Below are 14,063 nucleotides of genomic sequence, written 5' to 3'. Positions count from 1 at the left end.
TTCGCAACCGACGTGAGACAATGGGTGATACGTCCCGTCCCGTCGCCCGCTTCATCGCCTCGGGAATGAACCGATATTCCTGCGCGCCGCCGCCCAACGTCTGTCCCCCGCCGACCTCGCCGAGCGCTTTTGCTCCCTGAGACAAAGCATCATCGATCGATGTGTGTCGATGCTGTTCGGTGAGGCCGGTGCCGTCAATTTCGAGTGCCGCTTCGATATTAGATGCCGTGTGAGCCGTGGAGATGTGGACATCTAGCGGATGTGCATCGCCCGCAAACGCCTCCTCTGGCAACGCCAGACCGCATACATTCAATAACGTTGTCGTCCCCTCGAGGAGATGCCTGTTCCGATTCCAGAGAATAACGTCCCTGTCGACAGGAGACGACCCGCTCGGCATGGATGGGCCGCTGACGCAGCCATGGGCATGCGCGTTGATCACGCCGGGAATGACCGTGTAGCCAGAGGCGTCAATGACGTCGACCCCGAGAGGATTGACGGATATGTTCCCTGGCTGGACGAACACGATTTTGCCCTCACCTATCCCAATGGACGCATTTTCGTGAAACGTGGTTCCATCTCCCGTTATCACCGAAGCACCAAGGATGATCCTGTCGAGCCGATTATGAGACATCGCGATCGCCTCCCAAACCGTCCTGAGCCTCGCGTGCAGGGGATTCCAGGATGTATCCGACGCCGCGGACGGTGCAGATCAGATCGGGAAGCCCATTCTGGTTCAGTCTCCTTCGCAATCGGCTTATATGAACGTTCAAGGTGCGCTCCTCGACATGATGCAGCCGGGGCCACACCGCGCTCATGAGTTCCTCACGATGGCAAATCTCTGCCGGTCGCTCCATCAGGAAGGACAAGACAGCAAATTCCAATGGTCCCAGATGGATGTTGTGACCGCCTCTTGAGACGCGGTGATGCTCGAAATCGATCTCGATGCCGCCATAGGATAACTGACCTGTTCGCGCTTGAGGCGGTGTCCGATTGAGCGCAGACTTGCGCAGGTATTCAAGCAGCTTGATCGGCGCAAAAGGACGCACAAGACATTCGTCGGCGCCAGCGCGCTGCATGTCCACGTATTGCCCCTCGGCACCCGCACCGATGATTGCGAGAACGGGGACGGCCGCAGTGCGATGATTTTCCTTGATCCTGGCGCACACCTCAACGGCGGGAAAAGGATCAGGCCGGCAGTCAAGCAGTACGGCTCTGACCTTGGGATCGTCGGCAAGATGGGACATCTCTTCAACGCCTCTGGCCATCAGGACCTGATAACCTTCAACTTGCAGAATATGCGACAGGAGGAGAAAGAAGTCCGCGTCGATCGAACCGATCAGGATCAATTTTTTCATTAAAGGTCCTCTACGCTGGCTGCAAGCCCTGAGAGCAGGGAGATTATTCCCTGACTTGAATCACCCTTTCTACGATCAATGAACCAATTTCCCGCAATTTTGCTTCAAAATCGACTACTAGAAGTAGTAGTCGTCAAACTCGGCGCATTGTGACATGTTTTGAATTTCGCTTTTGGTATCGGAGGAGACGGTGGCTGCCGGCACAGGTTGGCAGTTCACAAGAAAAGCATTGTAAGGGCGGACATTTGGCCAGATCGAAGAGGAAAGAGACCGGGAAGGTCGTTGCACTAGCTTCCTATCCAATGGATGGCGACAAAATCGCAAGCATGGCGTCGTTATCCCTGAAATATCGTCGCATCATCCTGCCAGAGAGAAACGCCTCCGCAGGGCGTCGATTTATGCCGCTGAACCAGATTCCCCCACCAACCGGACACAGCACACTGATTGCTACGCCGTTGCTAGAGCGCGGTTGGATGTTGCACCGTCGGCATCGGAAGGTTGCTCCTGCCAGACCATGTCGGTCGACCGGAGCGATTTCTGACAAACCGACCATGGCGACCGAGCACCAGGCTTACCGAATTGCGCAGCTATGCGGGCATCGGTTACGAAGCGACCATCCCGCCAAAGTCGCGCCGGTAGCGGCACGATAGGTCGAGACGAGCAACAGCCCGCCATGGCTTCGGCCGTCAAACGCTGGCGCGTTGATGTTGAGCGATCATGGGAACGATGCCGCTCGTCTCACCATGAATTTTTCCCATACACCGGAAAGGGTTACCGCATGAAAACAGTATCTGCGACTCTCGCTAAAGCTATCGAGACAATCACAGATGCCCCCACAGTCTATGAGGCTCTTTTATCTGTTCGGGAAATCTACGACGTAGATTTCGTCACCTACCACCTAACCGCAACGGTGATCACTGATCTTGATGCACCGTTTGTTCAGTCCACCTATAGTCCGGAATGGATCGCACGGTATTTTCTGAAACGATATGTTCAGGTTGACCCAGTCGTGCAACAGGGCTTTTTGCGGCAACTTCCATTCGATTGGCGTGAATTCGAAATGACGCCCGAAATTGCAGCATTTTTTGAGGATGCCTGGCAACATGGCGTCGGAGAGTTCGGTTACTCAATCCCCGTTACGGACAGGGTCGGCCGGCGCGCGATTTTTTCCGTCAGCGCGGTAGGTATCGAGAAGAAGTGGGACCGACTCGTTGCAGACAACCGATCAGACTGGATCGAACTCGCATATCAGATCCACATGAAGGCGATCAGCGAGATCCACAAGGGAGGAGACCCCGTTCCGGGCCTTAGCGCGCGTGAACGGGAGTGCCTGTCGTGGGTGGCACGCGGAAAGGATCATAAGGACATCGCGCTGATCCTCGGCATTTCCGAGCACACTGCGCGAAGCTATCTCAAGTCAGGACGGCTAAAGCTTGGATGCGCGACTATTTCCTCCGCCGCGGTCCAGGCGATGAAGTTCAGGCTGATCAATATCTGATGTTGCAGCACTAGCCTTGCCCTTTCACTCTATCGCAGAAACCGCCATAGACATTTAACGTTCGGCGCAATCGCTCAATTGTTTGTGCCCATCCGTGGCGATAGGCAACGCGGGATTTACGTGCATCCTGTGTCCGACAGATGATCGGAGATTGGCTCGTGTTCCTTCTTATCCAACCCCATCAATATGACCGGTACGCAGGCCTGCTGGAGCAATCGTTACGATTGCGGAAACGGGTTTTTCACGATTGTCTTGGCTGGCAGGTCGACGTGCCTCACGGCCTTGAACGGGACGCTTACGACGGGCTGGGCGCTGTCTATCTGGTCTGGTGTGACGCGGACGAGCATCATCTCTATGGCGGGGTGCGGCTCATGCCGACAACAGGACCGACATTGCTGCGGGATGTGTTCAGTCGAACGTTGGCAGGAAAGGATCTGGTGTCCCCAGTCGCATGGGAGGGCACGCGAATGTGTCTCGATGCCGACCTCCTGAAAAAATTACAACCGACGCTCAGCCCATCAAGGGCGTTTGGGCTCCTTTTGCTGGCGTTGTTCGAATGCGCCTTCGCGCACGGCATCAAAACACTCGTGTCGAATTACGAGCCGCCAATGGAGAGAGTATACCGGCGATCGGGATTGATCGTGAAGGAGATTGGCCGCGCTGACGGTTACGGACGACTCCCGGTGTGTTGCGGCGTGTTCGCGGTTTCAGCCGAAACGCTTCAACAAATGCGAAAAATCCTTCGCGTTGCGCAACCTCTGTACAGGTGCACTCTGCCCGACCGGACGGAAGCGACGGACTGGCAAACTCCTCGAAGCTCGGCTCCTATCAAGCCTCCCAGAAGAACCAAGCACTACTGGACCTGCAATGCAGCTCGCGGCCAGGGGTGCCGCTCAAGGGCGGGGCGAAAAGACCTGGGATGAAAATCTGGCTGCGCAAATTGATCGATACGACGTCCATGATGAAAACCAGCCAGGCGACGGCCCAGCTACTCGATCATCTCACCCGTGAGCTTGGGTTTGACTATTATCACGTGGTGACCGTCCGTCACCCGGGATTGGGAAACGCCATCTTTTCCAACGCCCCGGAGGAGTGGCTGGACAGATATGCGCAGGAGCGTTTTGACAAGATCGATCCGATCCTCACCCGTGCCCGAGAGATAATGACGCCATTTGTCGTTGATATTGAGAATGAGGGAAAAGGCGCGCGCGGACAACTTCAGGCATTCTTTTCCAGTGCCGGCGAGGCGGGCATAAGGGCCGGCATATGCATGCCCGCGACAGCACCATTCAGCGATTTGTTCACCCTCTCACTGTTCACCGGTGATGTAACGTTGCCCCGCAAATACCTACTGCAGCCTGTTCTGAGTGCAAACGCTGTGGCGCTACTCCATAAGTGTATCGAAGCAACCGAGGCGGCGTCGACCAGAGCACCCGCCGTCGAATTGACCGGGCGGCAGTCCATGGTGCTCAAATGGGCTGCTGAAGGAAAGACGACCCAGGAGATAGCGCTCCTTGAAAACATGACACACCATACGGTCAATTTTCATATGAAGAGCATTCGACGGAAACTTAAGACCGTCACTCTCCCGCAGACGACTGCATTGGCCACAAAGTTGGGATTGATCTAAGATTAGGGCTTCACGCAAACCACTAAGATTGAATCTTCAATAGTGGAACGCTTTGTATTTATAGGGAAATAGCTGTCGCCGGCGTGGGCAATGAACAGCAGGACGACCTGCCCCAAATTCGTGATAATTCAGTCGGCAGCGTCTCGCAGAACGCCGACATTTGTACAGCGCTCTTGCTCCAGATTTCCACACATCGGATCGCGCTTCAGCGTCTCTTGCGCCATCATCGACAGACCGGGAAAGCCTTTGCGCATGTCCGTATGGCCGGTCGCCAACCAGACCTTCACACCAGCAGGAACCGGGATCATCGCCGACCCAGCACACAATCGAGAACGCGGCCAAGCGCCTCAGTGTCTATGTCGCTGTCCACACGGACACGGCGACCGCGGCCCAGCTCAATCATCACATCGCTACGCTTCCCGCGGGGTTGCGGTGGGGCCGGCGTTTCCGTGGCGGTGGGCTGGATTGCCGTTGCAGCCTCCGACACGATCACGGGCATCAACGTGCTCGCCGAATCGAGCCTCGGTTCCTCGATATGGCAAAGCTCTTTGCGCCACCGAAAGAGCTGGCTCACGTGGATGCCGGCCGATCGCGCAATCTCGGAGAGAACTGCCCTTGGCTCAAGGCAGGCAGCAACGAGCCGCTCCTTATCCTCGCGAGGCCAGCCCCGACGGCGCTCGACAGACGTGATCACTTCAATTGGATGCCTCGTCATAGGACTGCTCCTAGTGTTTGCACTAGGACTTGGGATCTTCGCATCAACCTCGAAATGCGGCCCTCACCGTGGTCTTACTCTCTCTACGAGATTTTAAGCACATTGTTCGGCGGCGCCTTCGCAACACTGTTGACGACGGCCTCTGTAAGTTGCCTTGGCCTCAGTGAGCGATTCTTTTTGCTCATAAGACGAACGTAGGGTTGTGGCTTCCGTTGAATTAGCGTGTATTTCTTGAGGTGTTCAATAACCCGCCAGTTCAATTGGTGGCAACGTCGTTAATCAAGCAGGTGATCCTTTGAACTCTTTCAAAAACCTATGGCGGGAATTCTTCAAGGCCAAACCTAGAGTCAAGTTGGATAACCGATTTGTCGATTTGGCTCCTACCGACGATGCTGATCGGACTGGCATTTACTCGTCCGCGCTCAACGCCGCCATCGGCAGAGAAAACGTATTCAACATCGCGCTCACTGGGCCTTACGGGTCGGGTAAAAGCAGCGTGATAAAGACGTTTCTTAAGACCTACGGAGGAAAAGCACTAGCCTTATCACTGGCTTCCTTCATACCTGAGGCGGAAACAGAAGGAAAAACGAAGGTAAGCAAACAAGAAATTGAGCGAAGTATCCTACAGCAATTGTTGTACGGGGCAAATGCAAACAATCTACCACATTCACGGTTTAAACGGATTCAGACACCACACAGACTGTCGATGCTAAGCGCATTGGCGCTTTGTGTCGGCTTATTCTGTGCTTGGTATCTTTTCAACAACGTCTCCATCATAACCAACGGTAAATACTTTACGCCATGGAGAATTTCGAACTGGTTTAATTATGTCGCTTTTGTCAGTGGTATTGCCTGCATCTGGTGGCTTGCTTATGGAATATATGTCAAAAGCTTTGATGTCTCTCTTAAAAGCGTTTCGCTTAAAGACATACAGATCGCTCCCAAGGCACTTGATCAAGAATCAATTCTCAACAGGCATCTTGACGAGATAATATATTTTTTTCAGTCAACGGACTACGATCTGGTTGTCATAGAAGACTTGGACCGGTTCGAGGAGCCGCATATCTTTGTGACTTTACGCGAGATTAATGCGTTGGTGAACCAGAATTCAGGCATACACCGCCGCATCCGCTTCATATATGCTCTACGTGACGAAATTTTTGTTACAACAGATCGGACGAAGTTCTTCGAATTTATTATTCCAATAATACCTGTAATCAATCATTCTAATTCAATAGATAAAGTATTGACACATGTGAATCGAATTGGACTTGCGGGGCAGCTTGACCCTCGATTTTTGCGTGATGTCTCGCGATACCTGGACGACATGAGGCTAATTGCCAACGTATTCAACGAATACATCATATACGACAGCAACCTGACCGCGCAACAGAATGAAGGGGTAATCGATGCCAATCGGCTGCTCGCCATACTTATTTACAAGAATGTAATGCCAAAAGACTTTGCTTCGCTTCACAAACAGGATGGTCTATTAATTAAAGCGCTGCGCCTATACGAAGATATCATCGCTCAAGAAGAAAGAAAAATACGACTCGAAATTAATGAAATACAAGGCGAGATTGATAGAGTTGAAAATCATGCATTGGATGACATCAGAGACCTTCGTAGAGTTTTTTCTATAGGCATCATTTCACAACTTCCACCACATACAGCCACCATCGCCACAGATACTGGACCAATCGGCATTGGAAAACTTCCTGACCATCCCGATTTTGAAAAAATCCTCGCAGGGAGCACAATATCAATTATCACCCAATATGGTCACCCGAACTCAGTCCAGTTATCGAGCGTCGAAAAAGCAATTACCTCCAACATGACGTACGCTGAACGAAAGGCTGCCATTGAGGGTCGGGCGGCAGATTCTAGAGCGAGGATTTCTGAAAAGTTAGAGCAACTGAAACGCGAGATTCCGCTCTTGCGCATGAAGAAATTCCACGAGGTTCTTAGGACAGGCTCCACTTTAATCGACGAGACATTTGGGGAGGCGAGCGGAAATCGAGATCTTCTAAGATATCTTATCTTAGAAGGATATCTTGATGACTCATACCACCAGTACATTTCGCTATTTCACGGCGAGCGCCTTTCCCCCCATGATCATCAGTTTCTTCTTCAGATTCGCGCCTACAAAAACCCCCGTCCAAATTTCCAGTTGAACAATATTCCTGAAGTATTAGCGTCGATGCGGGAAGACGATTTCGGTCGTGAGTATGTCCTAAATCTGAATATATTCGATTATATGTTGGAGAATTATAGCGAAAATGCCGCCCGTATTGATCGGGCAATCGCATTTTTGAAAGAGAATTTTGATGAATGTGAAGAGTTTTTCACAGGTCACTATGCGACTGGAAAGTTCACCGATCGACTCGTCTCAATGCTTTTGGCTAATTGGTCTGACTTTCCTGTGCTCGCTCTAGAAGGCTCGCAAGCTGTGGCTCATGCGGCGCGTATTCTTGCGTTCGCTCCTGAGGAGTTCTTCGCTTCAGAAAGCAAAGGCTGCGCTGCGCTATCTAAATTCCTTTCTGAAAATTTGAGCCTAGTTCTCGACCAGAATGTTGACTTCGAATTCAAACGCCTTAAGGTATGTAACGTTATTGTCACAAGTCTGATAAGCATTTCTGAATACAGCGATGCTTCCGAGTTCATTATAGCTGAAAAGCTTTATAGAATTTCGATCGAGAACATCAGGCACATTATGGCGTATTCCATCGGATATTCTAACCTCAATGATCTTGAGACGCGAAATTATACCGCTGTTTGCAGGGCTAACGATAGCGGACTTCGTGCCCACATTGATGCGAATTTTGGTGTCTACCTCACGGACGTGTTGCTGAGCTTAAAGGAAAACACGTTTGAGGATGCAACGGCCGTCGTTGAAGTGCTGAACCATGAGGAGGTGGACTTTGATAGCCGAGCCCAGTTCCTCGAGATGCAATCCGCCCGCATTCATTCGCTAAGCGACGTTCCGGAGGGATTTTACGAAGTGCTCCTTCTCACTGAGAAAGTCGAGAGTACGTGGGAGAACTGCCTGACATACATCAACAGCGACATCTATGACGATGAAGTGCTTACCTCCTATTTGCAGCGCGGGAATGCGGCTGAGGTGCTTTCCGAAACCCCAGTAGCAGATGGAGAGCAGTGGCGTAAACTTCGACAGTTTCTGGTCAACAACGAAGCGTTTGACGATGAAATATACCGTTCATACATTAGCAATCTTCCGAACCAATTCACTAAGCTGCCGAGCGTCGGCTCTGAAAAACTCAGAATCCTTATTAAGGCACGCAAAATCTCGTTCTCAAGTGAGAACTTCGAAGCGATGGACGAAGGCATAAAACCCTTCTTTATCGCAACGAATTTCAACAGCTACTGGAGCGACCGCGATGAGTTCGAGATGGACGACAGTTTACGCGGGGAGCTTTTGCAAGAACGCATATCAGACGCGCAAAAAATGCTCGTCATTTCTGAAATTGATCCGAATTTCATAATCGGTCATCCTGAGGTCGCTGCATTGGTAGCGCCCGTCTTGAATGGACAGCCTATTCCTCGAAAGCCTTACCATCCTGATTTCATACAGGCTATCATTGTAAATTCTCGGAAAGGTGAACCCCAAATATCTCTGTTCAACAAATTGCAGGAAAGTCTATCCCTGGAAGAAGTCCGCAGCATTCTCGAGGGATTGCCGTCTCCATATTGCGACGTAGTGACATCCGAAAAAATTCCAAAAATAGAACTGACGGACACCAATATGCAGTTTGCGTCTTGGCTTAAAGCGCGGAATGTAATTTCCTCGTTCAGCGTATCAATTTCTACAGGGGTTATCCGGATCAACAAGTTTCGAAAGCAGTCGTGACGAAAATGCCGTCCGGAGGGCTTTCACCTTTATTTTTTTGGCGTTAGCGTTCTGCGTTTGCCTTGAGCATTTCATCGCCACCGCGCCAGCCTGAAGAATTTCCTCCTGACCAAAAACCTCGATCCATTCCGTGTGGTGGCTTGGAATATCGGGGGGCTCTCTTGAATTCGGCGGTGATCTTAGCTGTCTCGGCCTGCGTGGCAGCTTCGTGATTGATCTTACTGGTAGGGCTGCGGCACAGATTCACGTTGAAGTGTGCGTAGCGGTTGCGATCTTGGCGCGGTTGGCAGCGTTGGCTGGGTGAGTCTTCTTCGCCATGGTGTTGCTCCTTTTCGGACGGGGAGTGTTATTGCCACGACAAAAAAGAGCAAGAGCGAGGGGCTTTGTCAGAAGAACTAGGCTGACGGATGGCAATAAAAGACTAGGGATATTAGGAACCTAATTTTTACAACTTTTAGTTATGGATGACAAAACTATTCGCATACGCCTACCCGAATGAGTAAACAAAAAAGCGCAATAAAATGCAGTTACATCTTACAGACCTAGACGCCCTAACACTCACAGTTCGCCAACCTCTATCTCGATCCTATATTCAGGAAGCAATACAGGCATACAGGTCGGGCAGCTACAAAGCTGCAATCGTCGCCGTTTACGTAGCGGTAACGTTTGATATTATCAGCAAAATCAGAGAGCTGGGAGAAGGTGGCGACGCAAAGGCGCTCGCTTTTGTCGCGGCGTTTGACGCAAACGTCCGTGAAAACAACACCAAAAAGCTCTTGGAGATTGAGGGCAAGCTCCTCGATACCGCCGAGACGGAATTTGAGTTCTTGGACCCTATCACAAAACGTCATTTTGATCGGTTGAAACAAGACCGCAATCTCTGCGCTCATCCTGCTTTCACCGCTGATGGGCAGCTTTTTATGCCGGAACCGGAGTTAGTCCGGCTATATATTGTTGAAGCCGTTCGGAACCTACTTTCTCAAAGGCCAATTCAGGGTCGCGCGATTATCAACCAGTTTGATCAAGAGTTTAAAAGTGCTTCCTTCCCCACAAACGCCGAAGAAATCGTGCGGTTTGTCCGAGGACGTTATCTCGAAAGCTCAAGAATAGGCGTTCACACGTCCCTCGCTGCCGTATTTGCTAAGGCTTTACTAAAAACCGCACCGGAGGGGTGGAGTTCTAAACTTCACTTGCTTCCTCTAGCTCTTCAAGCTGTAAAAGACGCCGATGCTTCAGTATGGTCTTCGACGACGTTGCCGTTGATCGCCAAATTGATTGAAGAGGCCAGCGACGAGACGTTACCGAACTCGTTTGGAATTCTTGCTCGCTTCAAAGATGTGCGAGATGCCCTGTCGCAGCAGACATGGACAAGACTTCACTCCTTCATTGAGAATTGCCAACTCGATGAGAGCGACGTGCGAGTTTTCGGGGCTGCCATTATTCCAGAATTTGAGGCGAAAGCCGCTACGAGGCTGGCGAAAGCAGATTTGTCAACGCAGATTGCAGTGTTCTCCCGTTTTCCGGTGCCGGTTTATTGGCCTATTGCCTTGGCCAAATTACGCAGTGCAGGATCGTTCAGAGGGGCCGAGGCGCTGTTTAGTGGGTGCATTTCTCCGTTTGTACAGACAGCTGATCCAGCAAAGACCGTTGAGCTTTTCGAGACTGTGGTCGCAAACAGTCAGATACTTTATGCGGCCGGTATTCCGTCTGGATTGGAGTTGTTTGTCAGCCACGCGACTCAAAAGCACCCCCTGCGCTTCGATCATCTTGAAGCCTTCTTGTCTGCGATAACCAAACATGAAGTGCGAGGCATGTATGAGCGTGTTCTTGGAGCCTCTGGTGTAGCTATACCTCCGCCCCCTCCGCAGAATGACGACCTTTTGTAACAAGTTAGTAGCGTAGCGCTTCACGCGCCGCCGTCTACGCCTCTAATTCAACGAAGATAAGAGGCGGCAGGCGGCTTCGGTTCGGAAGGACGCTATTCCCATCGGCAAATAAACTCACCGCATGGTCGAAATCCATCTTGCGGGAGTTGGATATATAGATAGGTTGCCGCTATGACTTCGACACAGCACCACGCTCTGGCTTCGGACGCAATCGGCGTAGGCTCCTATACCGCGCCGGAGGCTGCGCGCCTGCTGCGAACTACCCCGCTTAACGTAAACCGGTGGCTACGGGGATACACCTATAAGCGATCGGGCGAGGCGCGACACATGCCGCCGCTCTGGACGACACAGCATGCCTCCATCGAGGACCATCTTGAGATTGGGTTTCGCGACCTGATCGAGCTTCGCTTCGTCAAAGCTTTCGTCGATGCGGGTGTTGGCCTTCTGGCCATCCGCAATTGCCTCGAATACGCGAGGGAATGCGCTAAGGATGAACGCCCATTTTCCACGCGCCGCTTTCAAACTGACGGTAGGACGATCTTTCTCGAAAGCATTGAGCGAGCGGGGGAGCAGGTTGCTGAAACGAAGCTACTCGATCTCAAAAAGAAGCAATACGTCTTCAAACAGGTTATCGAACGGACCTTCAAAGACCTCGACATTGAAGATGACGCGGTTGCGCGCTGGCGTCCGTTCCACGGAAAGAAATCCATCGTGATTGATCCGGGTCGGGCGTTCGGGCAGCCAATCGCCTCTGATTTTGGCGTCCCAACAGTTGCGCTGGCCGACGCGGTAGAAGCGGAAGGCTCAGTCGAGGAAGTCGCCCGGATATTCGACGTGACGGTCGCTGTCGTTCGCGATGCGGTCCAGTTCGAAACTGATTTGAAGAGAGCAGCTTGAAGGTTCTGATAGATGAAAACCTTCCTCCTGCTCTCGCACGTTCCCTGAACGCTCTATTCGCTGGAAAGCACGAGATAATCCACGTCCGCGAGCGATATGGTCCCGGCGTAAAAGACTTGCAGTGGATCGCCGAATTGAGCGCGGAGGGGCGCTGGATCATCATCTCGGGTGATCGACGCATTACCCGCAACAAAGCGGAGTATAACGCCTTCCGAACCTCCAATCTTGTCGGCTTCTTTCTGTCAAAGGGGCTGTATAAATCACCGCTCATCAAGCAGATGGAGCGGCTCCTCGCCTTGTGGCTGACGATTGAGGCGCAATCGGCGCTCGTGCAGGGCGGCGCAATGTTCGAACTGCCAATGAGCAGCACGCGCCTCAAGCAGATGTAGTCAGCACGCGGGAACGCGCTTCGTGCGCGCAGACCGCGCCATACATGGCTGCTCGAATTCGCTTCCCAGATGCCCGACGCTCGGCCTCAGCCGCTACTTGCTCCCTCACATACCGGCCTTTGAATACCGTGCCCAATCGACGGCATGCACCCGTCGAACAGGCCAGTCATCGACCGGCTCGCGGTTATCCCGGAAGCAATCGGCGACAATTCTTCCATAGCGATCCTGATCGACTTCGACGCAGGAGCCTGTGCCGCTGCGGCCATCGTCGCTGCGACCTCGGACTACGAGCGCGAAACCACTGTCGATACCCGCTTGACCTTGACCTGTTTGCCATCTTGAAGTGTCAACTATGGCGGCGAGCATTGGGCGCTTTTGGATAAAGGCTAACGACGCACAAAAAACCAGAGGGGCAGAGGACGTAAGAAGCCGCTGATTTGGTTCAAAATAAGCGGCCCGGCTTGGTATGCCACTCCAGACCATTTATGCTGCAGAAGGTCTCAATTTCGACTGTTCTTATAACCATATCCCTGGCAGCAGAATCACGGGAATTTTTGTAAAGGGACGGGCTAGGCATCTCATGCACCTGGAAGCAGATGCCAGCCCCTACGTCTACGTGTAGCGTATTACTTGCCTTGGTGGCTGGATGGCAGTTCCATCTCAATCATCACGGTCGATGGGCCTCTGCGAACGTCAGCTTCTTCGCTTTTCTGCCGGAGACCGGACAGTCAGAGGACGGCCCTAAATCAGCAACGCTGCGCGAGCAAGCGCGGCTCCGGGCTGTATTCTTCGCAAGAAATGCGCCGGTCAGCGTCTGACCAGGTCGCTCGCACAACTAATCCCGACAGTCCATGATATTCAGACGAAACAGCCCAGCCGTCAGCTCCTGTCTTCCACGGCCTGGTGCAGTCTTTCGATATGCTCGCGGCAGAGCGTCTCGATCAAGGCGTGAAGTTCTGCGGTTCGCTCCTGAAGCCAGGCAAGCGCTTCTTCGGAAACCTCGAAACGCTTTGAGTAGCGCGCCTTGACGTAGGCTTCGTTGAGGATGTTGTACCATGCCGTAAAACGCTGATGGTCGCGCGGCCAGATATTTATCAATCGGCGATCACGATCCTCCGAAAGCCCGCGCAGGAATTTGAGGTTGTGTGACGCAGGTGAATAGTTTGTCACTGTCAGGAGAAAGCAGTTGTAGGCCGTCTCGACCGCCTGATGGAGCAGAAAGACAGCCTTCTTATACATATCCTTCTCAGAAGCAATTTGGGCGAGTTCTAGAAACTCGCTTGCGCTTAGCATTTCGCGATGAAAATGCTCCTCGGCAACTCTCAGCGCATCGGCAGGGCTGAGCGGTTTCGCTTCAGCCAACGGCCGGTCGTCGAATTCATAGAGCACGACACCTTCGCGGGCGAGATCGACGAAGAAGGCTTGGCCATCATGCAGAAAATTGCTGATCTCGCGTGCTCCATGCACGATGAGACCAACGGGTGTCTCGATCTCCTTGTCCCACATCAGCCGGTCGGTTGCCTTGTCCCAATATTTCGGGTCGGCCAGTTCCTTGTTGCTGACTATGACGAGAATATCGAAATCCGAACGATATCCTTTCGAAGTATGCGGCTCATCGACCCATGTGCCACGGGCATATGAACCGAACAGGATGATTTTATAGATCCGCCCGTCCTTCTTGGCCTCGGACTTCGAGCGCTCGACAATGCCAGCGAACTCTTCATGGATGATCCGGACGACCTTTTCCAGTTCACGCTGCTTTGTCTGCGGAAGATGTCCGATACCCGTTTTCATAGCCTCACCATCGATTCTTCTCGGTATATAT

12 protein-coding genes and 1 pseudogene are annotated in these 14,063 nt (G+C 52.3%); 8 read left to right on the top strand and 5 right to left on the bottom strand.

Annotated elements, in window-relative coordinates; translation table 11 throughout:
• Together WA845_RS24475 and WA845_RS24470 are read right to left on the bottom strand one after the other, a co-directional pair.
• Window positions 1-631 (bottom strand): annotated as a pseudogene (locus tag WA845_RS24475) (amidohydrolase family protein); the annotation flags it as partial.
• On the bottom strand, window positions 621-1,355 hold the full coding sequence (locus WA845_RS24470; protein ID WP_337322809.1) for a response regulator transcription factor: 735 nt from the start codon (window positions 1,353-1,355) through the stop codon (window positions 621-623). The gene WA845_RS24470 and the pseudogene WA845_RS24475, both read right to left, overlap by 11 nt.
• A gap of 778 nt (window positions 1,356-2,133) precedes the next feature.
• Here WA845_RS24470 and WA845_RS24465 point away from each other — a divergent pair.
• The 3 genes from WA845_RS24465 (at window position 2,134) to WA845_RS24455 (ending at window position 4,483) form a co-directional block, all read left to right on the top strand.
• Window positions 2,134-2,853, top strand: coding sequence for a helix-turn-helix transcriptional regulator (locus WA845_RS24465; RefSeq protein WP_337322808.1), 720 nt, complete (start codon window positions 2,134-2,136; stop codon window positions 2,851-2,853).
• 158 nt (window positions 2,854-3,011) lie between these two features.
• A complete protein-coding gene (locus WA845_RS24460; protein ID WP_337322807.1) occupies window positions 3,012-3,776 on the top strand; it encodes an acyl-homoserine-lactone synthase in 765 nt (254 codons plus the stop codon).
• Entirely contained in the window at window positions 3,773-4,483 is a 711-nt protein-coding gene (locus WA845_RS24455) for an autoinducer binding domain-containing protein (protein WP_337322806.1), read from the top strand. The genes WA845_RS24460 and WA845_RS24455 overlap by 4 nt, the downstream gene beginning before the upstream one ends.
• 128 nt (window positions 4,484-4,611) lie before the next feature.
• Here WA845_RS24455 and tnpB read toward each other — a convergent pair whose 3' ends face one another.
• On the bottom strand, window positions 4,612-4,791 hold the full coding sequence (gene tnpB / locus WA845_RS24450; protein ID WP_337322805.1) for an IS66 family insertion sequence element accessory protein TnpB: 180 nt from the start codon (window positions 4,789-4,791) through the stop codon (window positions 4,612-4,614).
• Window positions 4,788-5,198: an IS66-like element accessory protein TnpA gene (gene tnpA / locus WA845_RS24445; RefSeq protein WP_337322804.1), complete on the bottom strand. Its 411-nt coding sequence runs from the start codon at window positions 5,196-5,198 to the stop codon at window positions 4,788-4,790. The genes tnpB and tnpA overlap by 4 nt, the downstream gene beginning before the upstream one ends.
• Before the next feature lie 295 nt (window positions 5,199-5,493).
• Here tnpA and WA845_RS24440 point away from each other — a divergent pair, with 295 nt between their 5' ends.
• The 5 genes from WA845_RS24440 (at window position 5,494) to WA845_RS24420 (ending at window position 12,580) form a co-directional block, all read left to right on the top strand.
• Complete coding sequence (locus WA845_RS24440) at window positions 5,494-9,066, top strand: YobI family P-loop NTPase (RefSeq protein ID WP_337322803.1); 3,573 nt, start codon at window positions 5,494-5,496, stop codon at window positions 9,064-9,066.
• A 521-nt stretch (window positions 9,067-9,587) separates the two neighbouring features.
• Complete coding sequence (locus WA845_RS24435) at window positions 9,588-10,952, top strand: hypothetical protein (RefSeq protein ID WP_337322802.1); 1,365 nt, start codon at window positions 9,588-9,590, stop codon at window positions 10,950-10,952.
• A gap of 171 nt (window positions 10,953-11,123) precedes the next feature.
• A complete protein-coding gene (locus WA845_RS24430) occupies window positions 11,124-11,849 on the top strand; it encodes a hypothetical protein (protein ID WP_337322801.1) in 726 nt (241 codons plus the stop codon).
• Window positions 11,846-12,238 (top strand): DUF5615 family PIN-like protein, encoded by a 393-nt coding sequence (locus WA845_RS24425; RefSeq protein WP_337322800.1) that lies wholly within the window; start codon window positions 11,846-11,848, stop codon window positions 12,236-12,238. Before WA845_RS24430 ends, WA845_RS24425 begins: the two co-directional genes overlap by 4 nt.
• Window positions 12,239-12,382: 144 nt before the next feature.
• A complete protein-coding gene (locus WA845_RS24420; protein WP_337322799.1) occupies window positions 12,383-12,580 on the top strand; it encodes a hypothetical protein in 198 nt (65 codons plus the stop codon).
• Between the two features lie 537 nt (window positions 12,581-13,117).
• On the opposite strand, the gene WA845_RS24415 is transcribed toward WA845_RS24420, so the two are convergent.
• Window positions 13,118-14,032 carry a nucleotidyltransferase and HEPN domain-containing protein gene (locus WA845_RS24415; protein ID WP_337322798.1) on the bottom strand — a complete coding sequence of 305 codons (915 nt, stop codon included), beginning with the start codon at window positions 14,030-14,032 and terminating at the stop codon, window positions 13,118-13,120.
• Window positions 14,033-14,063: the final 31 nt, after the last annotated feature.

It is taken from the genome of Agrobacterium sp. CMT1, from assembly GCF_037203725.1.
GTDB classification, from domain to species: domain Bacteria; phylum Pseudomonadota; class Alphaproteobacteria; order Rhizobiales; family Rhizobiaceae; genus Agrobacterium; species Agrobacterium pusense.
This window is presented reverse-complemented; position numbering and strand designations above follow the sequence as displayed.